Origin of the sequence: Bradyrhizobium sp. Arg816 (genome assembly GCF_029989365.1) — a bacterium.
Classification (GTDB): domain Bacteria; phylum Pseudomonadota; class Alphaproteobacteria; order Rhizobiales; family Xanthobacteraceae; genus Bradyrhizobium.
Genome location: NZ_JAPRAQ010000002.1, coordinates 426,914 through 443,519 on the forward strand (window position 1 = coordinate 426,914; position 16,606 = coordinate 443,519).

Consider the following 16,606-nt stretch of genomic DNA (forward strand, 5'->3'; position numbering starts at 1 on the left):
AAATGCGCGCCACCCTTTGCGGCTGCGGTCCCGCCCCCTGTACATGCGGCTGCTGCGATGGCGGCGATCCCGCCACGCCGGTCGTGACCTGGAACGCGCCGGGCCTACCCAAGCTGGTCGACCGCGTTGGGACTCACGGCCAGTTCATCACCAGCATGAAGACCCGGCTTTCCAGCATCAGCGTCGATGCGCTCGGCGCCGACGGCCAGACGATGCAGACCTTCCGGCCGCTGCAAGGTCTGACGACGCGGGACCCGTCCGACTTCTCGATTGCCCTGCTCGACGGCTGGGCCTCAGTGGGGGACATCCTGACCTTCTACCAGGAACGAATCACCAACGAGGGCTATCTGCGCACCGCCACCGAGCGACGCTCGGTGGTAGAGCTGGCCCGCCTGGTGGGCTATGAGCCCCGGCCCGGCGTGGCTGCGACCGTCTTCCTCTCTTACGACATCGACCCCACCCAGGCTGAAGCCGCCGACATCCCCATCGGCAGCGCCGCCCAGAGCACGCCCGGCCCCGGCGAAACGCCGCAGACGTTCGAAACGGTAGAGGCATTGGACGCCAAGGCCGTCTGGAACAACCTTCCGGTCCGTCGCCAGCGACCGCAGGTGATCGTCTTCGAAGACGCGCTGACGGTGGATAGGCTCTACCTCGCCGGCGCCGTGGTGCTGAGGGCCGGCGAGCTCGTGTTGCTCTCGTTCGGTGAGGACGAAAAAGGTCCGTTTGCCGTGCGCGCCGTCGCCGGCACGCAGACTCAGGACGACGTCAAACAGACTATCGTTAACCTGCAGTCGGTGAGCGCCGTGGTGCTGTGGCGCGTCGCGGCGCTGGCGAGCTTCATCACCGACGCGAATGCCGTCCTGGTGAGCACCCCCAACGCCACCGCGCAGCGGCTTGTCGAGCTGGTGCAGGCGCGACTGGATGAGACCTATCTCGGGTACGCCCAGAGCGAGGTCGGGACGAACCTGATCCGCGCCATCGGCGGCGTGCAGCCCGCGGCAATCCGCGACCTGTATGATAAGCTGCAGGAGAAGCTGCAGGCCGGCCCCGTGAGCACGGGAGGGGCCGGGATCGCCGTCACCAGCCCCTCGCAGTTCGTGGACAAGCTTCTGAAGTCGCGCCAGCCGCAGGCGCCCAATTCGCTGAAGCTCAGCCGCAACCTGGCCGAACAGTTCGTCGCAGGCCGCGACACCGCCCCGCGGATGCTGCTTTCCTTTTCGCCGCAGCTGAAGGACAGCTTCTACACGGCCTGGGCCGGCGCCACAGTGAACGCTAAAGAACAGCCGCTACGTTCGCTGGCGGTGCTGCGCATGAGCGCGCCGGCCTTCGGCGCGTTCGCCGGCCGCGAGCCCACCTACAATGATGGGGTGCTAGAGCCGCCTCCGAACTGGAGCGAGTGGTCGCTGGCAAGCGATGAGGGCGCGCGCCTGCTCTATCTCGACCAGGCCTACGACAGCATCCTCGCCGGCGGCTGGGCGCTCATCCAGGTGGGCGGCGGAGGAGTCGAGATGCCGCACCGCCGGGTCCGCCGGGTAACCGACGTCCACACCGTTGCCCGCGCGGCCTACGGCCTGAATGGCAAGTCGACGGTGCTGGCGGTCGAATCCGACTGGTGGAACCCGGGCGGTGACGGCGGTGACAACATGTCGACGCTAAGGTCCACCCTGGCCTACGCCCAAAGCGAGGCGCTGACCTTGGCGCAGGAACCGATCACTGACATCGTCTCCGGTCAGGAGATCGCGCTCGCTGGCCTCTATACCGAGCTGAAGTCCGGGCGCTGGATCGTGCTCTCGGGCGAGCGGGCTGACATCCCGGGCGTCGCTGGCGTCCAGGTTGCCGAGTTGATGATGGTCTCGGGCCTGCGCCACGGCTACGATCCGGACCTGCCGGGTGACGACATTCACACCACCCTGATCCTGGCGACGCCGATGGCCTATTCCTACAGGCGCGACAAGCTCCAGATCCTGGCCAACGTGGTCAGGGCGACCCACGGCGAGACACGGAAGGAGACGCTCGGCGCCGGCGACGGAACGCAGGCGTTCCAGAGCTTCAACCTGCGCATGCCGCCCCTGACCTACGTTTCGGCGGCGACCCCGTCGGGAGTGGCCAGTACGCTGAAGGTCTCGGTCAACGACGTCTATTGGACTGGCGCCGACAGCCTCGCCGGCCAAGCGCCGAAGGCGCGGATCTTCACCACGCGCATCGACGACGACGGGACCACCAGCATCACGTTCGGTGACGGGATCACCGGGGCCAGACCGTCCACCGGCGTGGAAAACGTCAAAGCCGTCTACCGGCAGGGCATCGGGGCAGGCGGCAACGCCAAGGCCGGCCAGGTTAACCTGCTGCTGGCCCGGCCGCTGGGCGTGCGGAGCGTCGTCAACCCGTTGCGCGCCTCGGGCGGCGCCGACCGCGAGGACCGCGACGCTGTGCGCGCCAACGCGCCGCTGGCCATCGGTGCACTCGACCGGTTGGTCTCGCTGCCGGACTATGGCGACTTCGCCCGCACCTTCGCCGGGATCGGCAAGGCGCTGGCGGTGCGGATCAGCGACCGGCAGCGCGACCTGGTGCAACTCACCATCGCCGGTGTCGACGACGTCCCGATCGATACAAATTCGGACCTCTATCAGAACCTGCTCACCGCGCTGAAAGCCTACGGCGATCCCTCGCTACCGGTGCGTGTCGACGTGCGCGAAGCGGTGATGCTGGTGCTGAGCGCCAAGCTGCGTATCGCCGCCGACCGCAAGTGGGAGGTGGTGGTCGAGGCGGTGCGGGACACGCTGAACGACCTTCTGGGCTTTAGCCGCCGCAACCTCGCGGAATCGGTGGCGCTCGGGCCGATCATCGCGGCCATGCAGGCGGTGCCGGGCGTCGTATTTGTGGACGTGGACGCCTTCGGTGGGGTACCCGAGCGGGTCGCCGCCTCGGACGGTACCCGGCGCCTGCTGACCCTTGAGGAGATATCCGAGGCGGTGCAGCTGATCGTCAATCCGCAGTCGCAGTCGCTGGGCTTTCAGCTGCCGGTCGCTGGCGGCGGCCCACACGTCATCTCCAGCCAGCTTCTCCACGCACGCGGGGTCGCCCAGGCGGTGCGTATAAACGCCGCCGGCGTCGAGAAGGGAGGCGTGCACCCCGCCCAGATCGCCATGCTCTCGGCCGATCTGCCCGAGACGTTGGTTTTGAATCAGATCCCATGAGCCAAGGAGGAAGCTGATGAGCCAGGCTGCCATAGATCCGCGCATCGACCGCCTCTATCGGCTGCTGCCGGCGATCTACCGCATGCGCGACGCGGGCCAGGGCTACCCCCTGCAGGCGCTGCTTCGTGTAATTGCCGAGCAGGTGAACCTGGTCGAGGACTCCATCGCTCAGCAGTACGAGAACTGGTTCATCGAGACCGCCGCCGAGTGGGCAGTCCCCTACATCGCCGAGCTTGTCGGCTACGTCCCCTCGCCCGCAGAACTGGCCTCACCTGGCCGCGGCCTCGAGGAGCAACTTCGCGACCGCTGGATCACGCCCAGGCGGGAGGTGGCCAACACCGTCCACTATCGCCGCCGCAAGGGGGCGCTGGCGCTGCTGGGGGACTTGGGGCGCGACGTGACCGGGTGGCCGGCGCGCGCGGTAGAGTTCTATCGCCTACTAGGTTGGAACCAGAACATCAACCACCCGCATTTGGATCGGGCGCATGTGGTCGATATCCGCCAGATGCAGAAGCTAGACCTCTTGGACGGGCCATTCGATCGCATCGCCCACTGCGTCGACGTCCGCCGCATCAACTCGGCGGACACCTGTGGGCGGACCAATATCCCGAGTGTCGGCATCTTCGTCTGGCGCCTCGGGTCATATTCGGTGACGATGACCCCCGCGGCGGGCGAGGAGGCCGCTGGCCCGCATTGCTTCAACTTCAGCATCCTGGGCCAGGACGCGCCCCTATTCATCGCCCCTGGCCGCGGGCCGGCCGCGACCGGCGACGGCGCCGGGGCAATCGCCTATCCCGGCGAAATCCGCCGGGTCGCCTTCGACGCCCGCCCAGAGCTCTATTATGGCGCGGACCGCAGCTTCGCCGTCTGGGCCGAGGATTGGGCCGGCTTTGACAGCGCAGCGCCGATCCCGCTGGCCAACGTCATTCCCGCTGACCTCAGCGGCTGGACCTACGTCCCGCCGGCCAAGCATATTGCCATCGATCCGGTGCTGGGCCGCATCGCCTTCCCTGCGTCTCAGCCGCCGCGAAAGGGCGTGCGGGTCTCGTATCGCTATGGCTTCAGCGCTGACATCGGCGGAGGCGAATACAAGCGGCAGATCGCCAAACCCGTCGCCCGGCAGGTCCGTGTGCCCGACCCCGATCACGAGGGACAGTTCAAGCTGGTCGAGACGACTCCCGTCGTCTACCGCGTGGGCAAGGCCGAGGCCTACCAGCGGATCGCCGATGCGCTTGACGCGTGGAAGAAGGACCTGCGTTGGGACGGGGTGATCGAACTGGCCGAAAGCGCGGTCTTCGTTGAGCCGCTCCAGATCGACGTGCCCGACCACCACACCCTGGAACTGCGCGCCGCGCAGGGCGCGCGGCCGGTGATCCGCCTCCTGGACTGGCGGGCCGACGTGCCGGATTCACTCACCGTCACCATGGGCGCAGGCACCCGCTTCGTCATGGACGGGCTGATGGTCACCGGCCGCAGCGTGCAGGTGAGCGGGCCCGAGGAGCCCTCGACCCCGCCTGCCGGCTCCCAGCCCTACTGCGACTCGATCCTGGTCATCCGGCACTGCACCCTGGTGCCGGGCTGGGGGATGAACTGCGACTGCAAGCCCGACCGGCCAACTGAACCCTCGCTGGAGCTCTTCCAGGTTCGCTGCCGGGTAGTCATCGAGCACTCCATCCTGGGCTCGATCGAGATTACTGAGGACGAAGTCCGCCAGGACCCGATTCCCGTTTGCATCACCGACAGCATAATCGACGCCGCCGAGCCCGGAGGCATGGCGATCAGCGGGCCGGAAGCCCGACCCGCCCACGCCGCGGTCACCATCCTGCGCTGCACCGTCTTCGGCGTGGTCGAGGTGCATTCCTCGCCGCTGGCGGAGAATTCGATCTTCTATGACTGCGTTCACGTTGGCCGACGACAGATCGGCTGCATGCGCTACTGCTACGTGCCGCAGGGCTGCCGCACGCCCAGGCGCACCGCCTGCCAGCCGGACCTTGTCGTCGACAAGATCAAGGACGAAACCACCGATCCGGCCGAACAGGTCGCGCGGACCGCTGCAGAGAAGATCCGCCTGCGGCCGGTCTTCGGTTCGATGCGCTACGGCGACCCGCGCTACGCCCAACTCGCCGACGCCTGCGCGCCGGAGATCGTCCGCGGTGCCGACGACCGCTCCGAGATGGGCGTCCTCCACGACCTCTTCCAGCCGCTTCGCGAAGCCAACCTGCGCGCTCGGCTGCAAGGCTTCATCCCTGCCGGCGCAGACGTTGGCTTGATCCACGCGACCTGAACAAGAACGAACGCGGCGACATCGAGAAGGGAAGTGACCATGAAGGGCGACTTCACACGCGACAGCTTCAACGCGGCGAAGCAATTCAGTCGGGTCCTGATGCAGCAGGGCCGCGTCACCCTGGACGCCGACGTCAACGAACAGACCGCCATCCTGCTTAGGACGATCCGGCTCCTGGCGCGGGATCTGATCGGCCCCTTCGCCACCCCTCGGGACGGTGGAGGTTTCAAGCTGATGCCCGGCGGGGATGGCGGCTTCATCATCAGCGCCGGCCGCTACTGGGTCGACGGCATCCTGGTGGAAAACCCAATCAACTGCGGCTACTTCGACCAGCCTAACTGGCCGATTCCGGCGGACGACCTCCTGGCGGCCGAGATCAAGAGCCGGAAGCAGGGCTTCTTCTGGATCTACCTCGACGTCTGGGAGCGGCTGATCACCGCCGTCGAGGACCCGTCGATCCGCGAGGTGGCGCTGGGCGGGCCGGACACCGCGGCCCGGTCCAAGGTCGTCTGGCAGGTCCGCGGCCTGCCGGCGGACGCCCGCTCCAACGGACTCAACCAGCGGATCTACGGCCGCGTCTCGGCCTGCGCCGCGCCGCTGGCTGGACTGCCGGGCCTCAGCCCGGCCTGGCTGGCCGCCCGGGTCGATCCCGGCCAGATCGTCGACGATCCCTGCATCCTGCCGCCGACGGCCGGCTATCGCGGCGTCGAGAATCAGCTCTACCGGGTGGAGATACACCAGGGCGGCGCAACCGGGACCGCCACCTTCAAGTGGTCGCGGGACAATGGTAGCCGACTGGCCGCTTGGACCGGCGACGGTGGCGGCAACGAGCTCTTGGTCTCCGACTCCCGCGGCTTCGCTGCCGGCGCCTGGGTCGAACTGACGAACGACGTCCTCGACCTGCAGGGCCTGCCCGGCGCAATGCTGCAACTCGCCAAAGCGGAGCCGGGCGTCTTGACCTACGATCCCGCGAGCTTGGGAACGACGCCGGCGCCGGTCTGGACCACGGACCTCGTCAATCCCAAAGTCCGCCAATGGGACGAGAGGCGGAACGCGCGCACCCAGCTCACCAACGGGGTCATCACCGTCAAGGAGGGCACGGCGGCTACGCCGCTGTGGATCGACCTGGAGGACGGAGTCCAGATCGCCTTTGCCGCCAGCGGCGCCTACCGCACCGGCGACCACTGGCTAATCCCCGCCCGCGTCGCCACCGGCGGCGTGGAGTGGCCCGCGGACGCTACCGGCAAGCCGCTGTTCGAACCGCCGCGCGGGATCGAGCACCACTATGCGCCCCTGGGCTTCCTGCGGCTGGGCGACAACGCCACGGTGGAATCCTGCCGTTGCGAGTTCGAGCCGGCCGGCGACTGCTTCGCCGACGTCAGCCTAGGCACCGGCGTGGGCGCGCTGAGCAATCCGCAGCTGCGCGTCGCCGAGACGCCGACGCCGACGCCCACCCCCGTGCGGCGGCGGCCCCCGCGGCGTCCGTCGCGGCCGAGCTGAGTGCCATGGTCTTGCGCTCCGTCTGGTCGTTTTGGACCAAGCCCTATCGCGCCAGCCGCGAGGCGAGCTGGGCGGACGACTGGTACCACTGGCTGGCCTGGGGCCTATCGGTCCACGCCGCGCGCCAACACTATCCGGAGACGGTGCTGGTGACCGATGACGCCGGCGCCCGCGTGCTGGTGGACGCCCTGGAGCTGCCGTTCGTCGAGGTCTCCACGGCACTCAACGACCTCGACGCCGATCCCGACTGGTGGGCGCTAGGCAAGCTGGAGGCGTACCGGAGCCAGAAAGCGCCTTTCGTGCACATCGACGCTGACGTCTTCCTCTGGACGCCGCTCGCGCCAGCGCTCGACACCGCCCCGGTGTTCGCACAGCACCCGGAGCCGATCCCCTCGCTCTCGGCGACCTGCTATCGGCCCGACGTGTTGGAGGCGGCGGTGGAGCCAGAGCCGCTGCCTGTGGAATGGGCGTGGTATCGCAAGGCCCGGGCCGATTGGCGGGGCGCGTGCTGCGGAGTCTTCGGAGGGGCGCACACGGACTTCATCCAGCACTATGCGGCCGAGGCGCTTAGGTTGGCGACCGACGCCCGGTACAGCGCCGGCATGGCGCGCCTGGGCGACAAGAGCGGACACATGATCCTCCTGGAACAGTACCTCCTGTCCGCCTGCGTGGAGTACCACGCCCAACGGCCGGGCTCAGCCTTCGCCGACGTCGAGATTCACTACATCTTTGATTGCATCGAGGAGGCCTACAACTCCGGCACGGCTGAGGCCGCCGGCTACACCCACCTGGCCGGTGGGACCAAGCGCAACCGCCGCATCTGCCGTGCTCTGGAGCGGCGCGTACGCCAGGACCTCCCGCTGTTCTACGCGCGTTGCCAGGAGCGCGCGCATCGATTTGGTGCTGCCCTTGCCGAAACTTAGCTCTCAGGCGCAGAAATCACACCGCTTGTTGAGGCGAGCGACCGACCCTAACCTTATTCAGCTCGCGGATCACCGCGAAAACGTCGTGGCCGGCCTTGCCGTCGGGCGTAGGTAGTCAGAGTGCATCAAACAACGAGAAGCGACATTCCGACTTCTCGACGAACACTCAATCTCGATCATCTCCGTGAGCAGCAAGTCCCGGATTACATATTCCAGAACCAGCTCATCCGAGATCGGAGCGATCCCACATGGACACTTCGGCATTTCCGATGGGCAGGCGAGCCCACCGTGGACCGGCAAACGCGCCTCTCGCACCTCGCGTATTGTCGCCAGCCATGGTGAACTTGCCTGGAGCTTATTCCGCCAGTCGCATTTTGCCGTCCTATTGGTTTGCCATTTCGATCTTCATTTGCCTTTTCGTCGCGCACGCGATTGTTAGAGAGCGACTACGCGAATTGAAGATCAAATGACGCTTGAGCATTGCCGCCGGTTTCTACCGATTGCACTCAATCTCGCAGTGTTGCCCACAACCTACCTCCGGCCCCTTTTTCCAAGAGAAGCCGTATGACCGTTTGATTGTGATCTTTTTGACGCCCCTTTTTCCACACTGCCCCTTCGCTTCTTTGAGGCAATCATTGAGGATTGCATCAATGAGAACTATCCCGCCACATATCAACGCGGCAAGGCCGCCCACCAAACCGATCACGGCCAAGTCGATGGGATCGTGAGTTATAGCAAAGTTGACAGACGTCTTGACGTCTTCCCCATTAGGGCCTTTGAGCGCGTTCCCCAACGCGTCTTTGAGGCCGATGTTAGATATCTGACCCGTAAGTCGAACGATGGAGCCGTCGGCTGCTTTTCTCTCGTAAAGCACGACTTCGTAGGGCGCTGTAGTGCTCGGCTGGATCTCACCGTTAGCAGCGATGTGAAAGGTCTCTGGCTTCTCCGGCACCGCAATCAAGGCTAGCGCGCGTGCGTAGTTTTGCGCAATAGTCTGGTGTAGAGCAACCGAGTTTCCTGACTTAAACTGGACAAGGCCCTCCAACACGACATCCCGAGAAACAACGTCCGCGAACTCCGCGCTGTCAAGCTGAAGATCGAGGCTTACGCTCGTGCCTTCGGAAAGCTCGGTAGCGTCTACTAAGAGATATTTTTTCGCGCTCCGCGGCGCCTGGGTATCGACTTCCTTGGTCTGCAGAAGGCCCCGCAGGAAATCACCGATGTCTTCGCCCACCCTGTGGAAATCGGTCATCAGCCGCACTCCCTATTAAGCTGCCGCGTGCTCTTGATGCGAAGGTCCGGGCTTTCGACGCTACTTTATGCCCACGCCGAACGACTTCACAACCTGCGCAAGTTACAAAACAAAAAAGGGGCGCATTGATCTAGATCAAAGTAGCGAACGCCTAACGGGGCAGCACCGGGGCATAAACGGCAGAAAGAGATGTCGGTACAGAGTCTCGGCTGTGTGAAAACGCAAGGGTCGAAAGATGACTAGGATTGCGTTCTACAGATCGAGGCCGAACTTCTGCGCAAGCTCCTGCCACTGCATCGGGCATGGACGCGGGTGCGGCGACCACGACACGGCCGCAAAATCAAGCCGGCTTCGGCGGTCTCGGCAAGACCGACATCCGATCAGGAGTAACGCGCGGAAGTTCGAGGGCAATGCTGGCGCGAAACGGGCGTGGAAGAGCTTTTGATCGGCTGCCGTCGCCCTGCGCCATTCGGTCGACCGCAGATAGCGAGACAACTGATTCACGCCGCGCGCTCGATGATTCGTTTTACGCTTTTGGCATCGAGTGCCGGCAGACCATATTCAGCAACCCAGACCTGGGCGATCTCGCGTAAGCTTTTCCCCTGCGCTTTGAGTGTTCTTCCACGAGCGAGCGCGGCCTGCTCGTTCGGATCAGGAACCAAGCGCCGGTACCTACCCTCACCTTCGATCGCGAAGCCGAATGGCCTTTTACCTCCATTGAAGAGGTACTGAGACGCCCTGTGTCGTTTAACGTCGCGAACCCGCTCGCGAATACGGTCCCGCTCGTTTTCAGCTACGGCCGACAAAATAGTGAAGACGAGTTTGCTGATGCCGTTCCCGGTGACATCTCCACCAAGATCGATCATATGTAGCGAAATCTTTTCATCTTTCAGCTGTTCGAGCGTGCCAAGCGCGTCCGCAGCAGATCTAAAAGCTCTATCAAGCTTCGCCGCAATCACGACGTCTCCCGGCTGAAGGCGTTCGAGAAGCTGCCGGCCTGCTGCTCGCTCCGCGAGAGGCACTGATCCTGACACGCCACTTTCAACGAAGAATTCCCCGACGGACCAGCCCTTCATCATTGCGTAGCCGGTGATCTGCTGACGTTGAGTATCGAGAGATAAGCCCCCGTTTGCCTGCTCCGTTGTGGAAACGCGACAATATCCATATACCGGCATCGGCCCCTCTCGTGTGGCATTCCTAAAGCAATGCCACGCGCTGGTCAATGCCACAGCCAGAACTCCGGCCAGCAAGACGAATCCTTGAATGTGCGATCAGCTGCTCTGGCCTTCAGGCGGCGTTTGGGCTCAGCTGTCGGTCACCCCGGCGTTGAGGCCCCAAACTCTCCGGGTACACGATGCAGCCTCTGTGACCCCGAGCAGGCACAACGCCGACAAACCGGTTACTGGGATGCTAGTGGGCGGTCCCGAATTCACTTCTCTTGCAGCTTCGTCTGTTCTACTCCGACTACACTTCAAAATGCTCGAAAGCCACCTGGATGAACGAGTCTACCACGACAACAACAACGTCTCAGAAGCTAAGCTCTGCTCTTAATCGCCTCAGGGGTAGTGACGGAGGGCGCTGGTCTAACATCGCGGCCGCTCAAAAGTTTAGCAATGAAAGAGCCCTCGACCTCGCAACGATAGTAGGCGATCTGTTACCAACAGACGAAGGCAGTCTCACTGTCTTCGGCTCACTAGCCAGAGGCGAGTTCACGGTCGAGAGCGATCTAGATTGGGCTATTATGATCGACGCTCGTGCTGATTCGCGCCACTTGAACTTAGTCCACGAGCTAAGGTCAAGGTTGAAAAAGGCTGAGTTTAAAGATCCGGGACCAACTGGAGTATTCGGGGGCCTAGTCTTCAGTCACGAGCTGATCCACGCGATCGGTGGTGACGAGGACACTAACAAGAATATGACGCGTCGCTTGCTGCTCCTACTCGAGTCCCAGGCGATTGGCTCGCCCGAGAGCGCACAAGTTCGCGACCGGATCATCAAGGGCGTCCTGGCCAGATATGTCGAAGAGGATGCAAATTTCGTTGCGGCAAACGTACAAGGGAAGAAAATTCCTCGTTTCCTACTGAATGACGTTGTTCGCTTCTGGCGAACTATGGCGGTTGACTACGCCAACAAATTTAGGGTGCGAGCAGGAGAGAAATGGGCCCTGCGAAACATCAAGCTGCGGATGTCTCGGAAGCTATTGTTTGTATCGGGGTTTTTAATGTGCGTCTCGTGGGCATTGGAAACGCCCGAATCAGGGGAACAGGAGCTGACCGTCCAGAAACTTGTCAGCCATCTGCGGGACTGGACAGAGCGGCAGCCACTTGAATCACTTGCGATAGCCGTTGAACGCTACGCACCTTCGCTCAGCGATGACATCTTTGGTACTTACGATCAGTTTCTATCGTTGCTCAACGACAAGGAAAAGAGAGAAGTGCTTGAAGAGCTGACTCCGGACCAAGCGTACGAGAACCGGGTGTTTCTTGACGCCCGAGAAGTGGCGCATACGTTCGATCGCGGTCTGTTAAAGCTGCTCTTTGAGTCCAACGTCGACATTACTGAAACCGTGAAGAAGTACGGAATTTTCTGATGATCGTAGGCTTCTCAACTGGGGCTTTAGCGCTTGGCGACTTCGCGCGCGGGTTAGAATTGCTAGAGCCGACGCGTGCAGATGCTGTTGAACTATCTGCGCTCCGCGACGTCGAGCTACCCAAATTGCTTGAAGCAATACCGCTCCTAATGCAGCGCCTGAACACCCGGTATCGGTACGTGAGCTTTCACGCACCAACCAATTTTACTGATGAGCGCAGCACAGTAGCAAAGCTAGCGACGGTAGCGGATCGAGGCCTGAACGTGATAGTTCACCCCGACACCATGCGGGAACTGTCTCTATGGCAAAGGCTAGGCAAGCGTCTCTGCATAGAAAACTTGGATTCCCGTAGGCCAACTGGGCGTACTGCTCAGGAGCTGCGCAAGTTCTTTGTTGAGCTGCCGGAAGCTCGGCTGTGCTTGGACATTGCACACGCGAGACAGGTGGACTCCACGATGACTGTTGCCGCGGATATTCTTACCGAATTTGGGGACCGCTTGGCGCAAGCTCATTTGAGCGAACTCAATAGCAGGGGCAAACATTTTGCCATGTCGTACGCTGCAAAACGCGCCTACGAACTCTTTGCAGCTCCTCTAGCACGAGTACCAGTGATCTTGGAATCGGTTGTTACTGAAGGCGCAATCGCTGAGGAGATCAGTGAAGTCGAAAAGATCCTCAGTCATCAGCCGCGCTTCACGCCTGCCGGATTTTCGTAGACGCGCGCCCCCTACTGTTAAGTATCAGGGCAGCCACACCTCGAGATAAACTGGCAGATTGTTTGGGCGCAGTTGCAGGCGCGGCCTTAGTCTCTGCTTCTCATCCGGCAGCAGTCTCATGGCCAGCAGATGCTCGTTGACGGTATCCGCGACGTCCTGCGCGGCCTCGCGGGCGAAACTGGAAAAATAGTCCACTCCGGGTCCCCCTTTTACGGTACGCTCGCGGTCCGGCGCACGAACCACATAGCCCTTTTTGACTAGCAGCGCTCCGATCTCTCTCAGGTCCTGATCGTTGATACTGCCGCCGCCGGCGTGAATAAATACTACGAACTCGCCGGATTGCCGTGTCTGCGCGGACAGCAGACTCGGCGCAAGGAGCAGCAAAAGCAAGCAGATGCGGCCAATGATGATCGTCATGGATTCACCGATGTCCGATTGTTATCATTTGGATGGATCGTACATGACGTACCGGAACCCAAAAGCGACCGGCCGGTCCAGTGGTCCTGTATCGAATTCCGACTCGTCGCTCCCAGACCGTTGCGCCGAAAGCCCGCCACCGTATTGCATGCCTGACACTTGCTTCTCTAGGCTCTCGATTCGCTTTCGTAGCGTTTCGTCTGTTGGTGCTGTGGATGCGTTCTGCGGCGGTAGCTGCTCCTGAGGCGCTGGATCCGATCTCCCTTTTCCACCTGACAACAAGCCAGCGAAAAAGCCGCCTATTTCCGAGCCGCCGATCAGCCTGCGATGCACGATGGAGCGCGCTAAATACACGCGGTTCACGATCACCAGCCGAATATCGACGGCATAAACGTCTTTTCCGCTCTGGTCGAGGTTTTTGACATAAATGCGATCGCCCAAAATCGGCCAAAGATATTGGCGGTAGGTCGCCTCGCTGCAGTCGTCCTTCATGCCATCCTTTTTGCAATACTCGTGAAGCTTCCTCAGTGCACGAGAACTGGGCATTCCGTAGGTGCTGACTTCGCTCAGCTTGAACTCTTCGGTGCCCTGACTGCTGCCGCCGTAGCTCGCTTGCGCCTGACCGTTGGCCATGAGCGCACCCCCGGCAGTGGCGCTGAATGAACCCTTGAGCCGGGCGAAGGCCGCACGGGGCAGATCGCTTTCCAGCACCAGGCCTTTCGCAAACAAACGGCCCACGGATCGCGGCGATTGGTCCTGAATAGCTCCCGGTCTTTCGTTAACCGGAGGCCTGAGCGGCGCCGCAGGGAACGCGGCCAACTCGGCATAGGTCTTTTCTAGTTCTTCTTTGACATCGACATGCGCGATCTTCACCGATCGTTTGACGGAGGGCGTCCGCTTATCAATCGATTTGGGATCACGAATCTTGTCGTCGACGACGTAAGCCAGTACGTCGCCGACCGCGACGTCCTCCTCCGGGGGGAACACGGGCTCGATCTTGAACTGCCCGATCGCATCGCCCCACGCGACCTCGATATCCTTGCGGTGCTGAAACTCCGTGGGCGCGCTGCTCAACCAGCGTATGGCAAAAAAGCCGGCCACGGCGGTGGCGACGAATGCGGCGGCAATCCCGAGCGTCTTACGGCTAAGCCCTTTCGGCATTGTGAGCACTCCGGCGGATGCTCCCTCCGCCCGCACAATCACTTGCAAGTAAGGACAAAATGAATTGGCTTGTGTATCACAGGTTGCAGTTCCCGGCAACGACGCAGGTCGCGATCGTGGAAGCTTCCTCGGGGTGGCTACGCAGCCGATCGATTTGACCTGTTCGCAAGAAATCGAGGACCGGCCGCTCTTGGGCCCGAGGGCGGAGTGCCGCGATGTCCGCTCCCGCGCCGCTGTCGGGGGAGAAGCAGACATCAGGTGGCCGACTCGCAGCAACCGACTTTATGAGTCCGCACCCTAATCTACCGCGGCCGCCAGGCCGACTTCCGGGCCTCGTTCATGCGATCGATCACGCGGGCATTGCGCAGGTGCTCAGAGGGCTCGCCGGCCTCGTCGCCCTCTCCAGAACCGCGCCTGAGAGGCGGCACGACATGGTCCGACTACGGCCCCAGCGCTATTCACGCGGGCCGCGTGACCCGGCCGGAGGCCTCCTGTGCCCTCGAGCCCGGGCGGACCGCTCGCCTGGCGGCCGTGAGGACGGCCGGGCCAACGCATCTTCAACGGCCCGCAATGTCCTGCTCGATCTGAGCGATCGAGGACCGGCAATCGAAGCCGGTCCGGGCCTTCAGGTCGATCGCTATGCGCGAGCGGTGCATCCTCAGATCCTCAAGCGGTTGGCGGTCCTGCAGCGGCATTTCGTCGCGTTTAATGCCATTAAGCGCTGGTCCAGGGGCTGCGACCTTCGATGTCGCCGATGCCATCCCTCAACGCCATCGACACGGACATCGATGTCTCGTCGGGGCTGCAGGCTTTCATCGACGAAAATTAAACAAAGGCGTTCGACCTCCAGCTGTCGCTGGGCACCATCGCCACATCGTATCAATCGCGTTCTATCGCTTTCCGAATTTCTGCCAAGGATCTTTCCGACAGACCTAGGGCTCTGCATTCGCCAAGCAACGCAACTTCCAATTCCGTATCAGTCATTTGTCCAATTACGTCTGGTCGGCCTACCTCAAATTTCTGAGCCAAGAGGCCGCCAATGTGGGCAGCGAGCTTGATGCCGCTAATAGCCGCTTTCAAATCTGGCTTGTACAAACCGGTGGGAACACCGTTCGAGTCGTATTTTGGTAAGCCGCGGATGGAGAGATCGACCACGTGCATCAAGCGAGCGATTATCCATTCCTCAGAAAGGCCCGCGCGTTGGATTCCGATCTGTCGCGCTTGTCCCTCCCTAGCCACGCGGTCAGCAATTAGCTCTTGCACGCGCGCTGAAATGTCGGCGCGCCTGCAAAGTCTACTCGCGTTCGCGGCTTTGTAGACATACCCAGCTTCTCGATACGCGTCCGCCTGGCTCCTGCCTGCAGCAAGCGCTCTAGCAAGCAATTCGTGTTTTTGATTAGCTAAGGCCGGCACAATGTTTCTAACCCTCTCAATACTTATCACCAATATATGCAGTATTGCGGTGAATGTCTGGAGCGCAAATGAACGATCCTAAAGATGCGTTCGACAAGAACCTCGAGTCTTTCATGCTAAGCCAGCACGCCGACAGCATCGCCGACTACGCGAGCCGCGGCCGCAAATTCGAGGCCATGAATGACACGGAACTTGAGAAAGCATGGGTTATTGCTTTCGTCTGGTGGACGCAAAGGCCGTCTGATCACGCCCGATACCTCAGAGAAACGGATTTTATTGCGGAGATAAGCCTTCGCGGAAAGCAGCCGCCTCTCGATTTGGTTCGAACGGCATTTGACAGCCTGTTTAGGCGCTCCGCAGACGCCATAGAGCGCTTCGAACGTGAAGATCCAGAACGGTTCAACGAAATGATTGACCGATACCTGCACGACATCGAAGCATTTACCTCAGAGCGCAAAAGGTCACAAAATTGATTCATGGAGTTCGTCGCTATCGATTGTAGTTTGAACGACCGTCCTCCAAGACGCATCTTGAAAGTCTGATCACGCCACATTGGGGAAAACGATGGCTCCTCCCCTCAATTGCCAACCCGTTGGCGCGAGACCGGCAACGGTCACGTCGTTTGCGCCCACCCGATTTTGGGCCTCGCGCTGTGGCCGCATAGGATGGCCGCGTGCGGAACGCGAAAATCTGTATGATGTCATCGCTCTTGGAAGTCGCCGCTTCTGGCGAAGGTAGGAATGCTAGGCTGGCAGCGATCAATGCGATCTTAGCTCCGTAAACTTCGGTTCAGTTCTTGGAGTGGGCATAGCTTCGCCTAGCGAGCGAAGCTATGCGTTTCGGTAAACTTTCGGACGAGTCTTCTCGAGACATAGACGGATCAAGGCAACCTCAATAGAGGGAGGCTGGGGTCATGCTGTCAGCCTTTACGCCTGCTTGTTGGCGCGGGAACGCTGCACAACCGATCCGTCAGCTGGCAGCTATCCTGCAGGTCGGTGCGAACCGGAGCCTGCTCCTGCGTGACGTCCTTCACGTCGCGCTTAGTTTGCGCATGGTGTCCCGCAACAGGCCCTTTGCAGCCTCGCGGACCATGTCCCGACGGACGGGGGTTGCTATCGCAATCCCGCGGTCATCAGTTTTCGAGAAGCTGCCTTCG

At 62.0% G+C, this 16,606-nt stretch carries 13 protein-coding genes; 7 read left to right on the forward strand and 6 right to left on the reverse strand.

Annotated features, from left to right (window positions below):
- The first annotated feature begins 2 nt into the window (after positions 1–2).
- The 4 genes from OWC48_RS07025 to OWC48_RS07040 are packed head-to-tail and all read left to right on the forward strand — an operon-like array spanning position 3 to position 7,904.
- Positions 3–3,197, forward strand: coding sequence for a putative baseplate assembly protein (locus tag OWC48_RS07025; protein ID WP_282519314.1), 3,195 nt, complete (start codon positions 3–5; stop codon positions 3,195–3,197).
- A gap of 16 nt (positions 3,198–3,213) precedes the next feature.
- The gene (locus tag OWC48_RS07030; RefSeq protein WP_282519315.1) at positions 3,214–5,481 is read left to right on the forward strand and encodes a hypothetical protein; all 2,268 of its coding nucleotides are present in this window, start codon (positions 3,214–3,216) and stop codon (positions 5,479–5,481) included.
- 39 nt (positions 5,482–5,520) lie between these two features.
- Positions 5,521–6,981: a DUF6519 domain-containing protein gene (locus OWC48_RS07035; protein WP_282519316.1), complete on the forward strand. Its 1,461-nt coding sequence runs from the start codon at positions 5,521–5,523 to the stop codon at positions 6,979–6,981.
- Between the two features lie 5 nt (positions 6,982–6,986).
- Complete coding sequence (locus tag OWC48_RS07040; protein WP_282519317.1) at positions 6,987–7,904, forward strand: DUF6734 family protein; 918 nt, start codon at positions 6,987–6,989, stop codon at positions 7,902–7,904.
- A 493-nt stretch (positions 7,905–8,397) separates the two neighbouring features.
- Here OWC48_RS07040 and OWC48_RS07045 read toward each other — a convergent pair whose 3' ends face one another.
- Both OWC48_RS07045 and OWC48_RS07050 read right to left on the reverse strand, forming a co-directional pair.
- A complete protein-coding gene (locus OWC48_RS07045; RefSeq protein WP_282519318.1) occupies positions 8,398–9,156 on the reverse strand; it encodes a hypothetical protein in 759 nt (252 codons plus the stop codon).
- 500 nt (positions 9,157–9,656) lie between these two features.
- On the reverse strand, positions 9,657–10,331 hold the full coding sequence (locus tag OWC48_RS07050; protein WP_282519319.1) for a recombinase family protein: 675 nt from the start codon (positions 10,329–10,331) through the stop codon (positions 9,657–9,659).
- A 320-nt stretch (positions 10,332–10,651) separates the two neighbouring features.
- On the opposite strand from OWC48_RS07050, the gene OWC48_RS07055 reads away from it, so the two are divergent.
- On the forward strand, positions 10,652–11,743 hold the full coding sequence (locus OWC48_RS07055; RefSeq protein ID WP_282519320.1) for a nucleotidyltransferase domain-containing protein: 1,092 nt from the start codon (positions 10,652–10,654) through the stop codon (positions 11,741–11,743).
- Complete coding sequence (locus OWC48_RS07060; protein WP_282519321.1) at positions 11,743–12,459, forward strand: hypothetical protein; 717 nt, start codon at positions 11,743–11,745, stop codon at positions 12,457–12,459. Before OWC48_RS07055 ends, OWC48_RS07060 begins: the two co-directional genes overlap by 1 nt.
- Positions 12,460–12,483: 24 nt before the next feature.
- Here OWC48_RS07060 and OWC48_RS07065 read toward each other — a convergent pair whose 3' ends face one another.
- The 4 genes from OWC48_RS07065 to OWC48_RS07080 all read right to left on the reverse strand — a co-directional run bounded on the left by OWC48_RS07065 (position 12,484) and on the right by OWC48_RS07080 (position 15,201).
- The gene (locus tag OWC48_RS07065) at positions 12,484–12,876 is read right to left on the reverse strand and encodes a hypothetical protein (protein WP_282519322.1); all 393 of its coding nucleotides are present in this window, start codon (positions 12,874–12,876) and stop codon (positions 12,484–12,486) included.
- A 24-nt stretch (positions 12,877–12,900) separates the two neighbouring features.
- Positions 12,901–14,037, reverse strand: coding sequence for a hypothetical protein (locus OWC48_RS07070; RefSeq protein WP_282519323.1), 1,137 nt, complete (start codon positions 14,035–14,037; stop codon positions 12,901–12,903).
- A 557-nt stretch (positions 14,038–14,594) separates the two neighbouring features.
- Positions 14,595–14,798: a hypothetical protein gene (locus OWC48_RS07075; RefSeq protein ID WP_282519601.1), complete on the reverse strand. Its 204-nt coding sequence runs from the start codon at positions 14,796–14,798 to the stop codon at positions 14,595–14,597.
- Positions 14,799–14,916: 118 nt separating this feature from the next.
- Positions 14,917–15,201, reverse strand: a complete 285-nt coding sequence (locus OWC48_RS07080) for a hypothetical protein (protein ID WP_282519324.1) — start codon at positions 15,199–15,201, stop codon at positions 14,917–14,919.
- Between the two features lie 317 nt (positions 15,202–15,518).
- On the opposite strand from OWC48_RS07080, the gene OWC48_RS07085 reads away from it, so the two are divergent.
- A complete protein-coding gene (locus tag OWC48_RS07085) occupies positions 15,519–15,923 on the forward strand; it encodes a hypothetical protein (RefSeq protein ID WP_282519325.1) in 405 nt (134 codons plus the stop codon).
- Positions 15,924–16,606: the final 683 nt, after the last annotated feature.

Bases quoted from the DNA above. Each gene is read 5' to 3' on its own strand.
- OWC48_RS07025 (WP_282519314.1), top strand. From the start codon at position 3: ATGCGCGCCACCCTTTGCGGCTGCGGTCCCGCCCCCTGTACATGCGGC.
- OWC48_RS07030 (WP_282519315.1), top strand. From the start codon at position 3,214: ATGAGCCAGGCTGCCATAGATCCGCGCATCGACCGCCTCTATCGGCTG.
- OWC48_RS07035 (WP_282519316.1), top strand. From the start codon at position 5,521: ATGAAGGGCGACTTCACACGCGACAGCTTCAACGCGGCGAAGCAATTC.
- OWC48_RS07040 (WP_282519317.1), top strand. From the start codon at position 6,987: ATGGTCTTGCGCTCCGTCTGGTCGTTTTGGACCAAGCCCTATCGCGCC.
- OWC48_RS07045 (WP_282519318.1), bottom strand. From the start codon at position 9,156: ATGACCGATTTCCACAGGGTGGGCGAAGACATCGGTGATTTCCTGCGG.
- OWC48_RS07050 (WP_282519319.1), bottom strand. From the start codon at position 10,331: ATGCCGGTATATGGATATTGTCGCGTTTCCACAACGGAGCAGGCAAAC.
- OWC48_RS07055 (WP_282519320.1), top strand. From the start codon at position 10,652: ATGAACGAGTCTACCACGACAACAACAACGTCTCAGAAGCTAAGCTCT.
- OWC48_RS07060 (WP_282519321.1), top strand. From the start codon at position 11,743: ATGATCGTAGGCTTCTCAACTGGGGCTTTAGCGCTTGGCGACTTCGCG.
- OWC48_RS07065 (WP_282519322.1), bottom strand. From the start codon at position 12,876: ATGACGATCATCATTGGCCGCATCTGCTTGCTTTTGCTGCTCCTTGCG.
- OWC48_RS07070 (WP_282519323.1), bottom strand. From the start codon at position 14,037: ATGCCGAAAGGGCTTAGCCGTAAGACGCTCGGGATTGCCGCCGCATTC.
- OWC48_RS07075 (WP_282519601.1), bottom strand. From the start codon at position 14,798: ATGGCATCGGCGACATCGAAGGTCGCAGCCCCTGGACCAGCGCTTAAT.
- OWC48_RS07085 (WP_282519325.1), top strand. From the start codon at position 15,519: ATGAACGATCCTAAAGATGCGTTCGACAAGAACCTCGAGTCTTTCATG.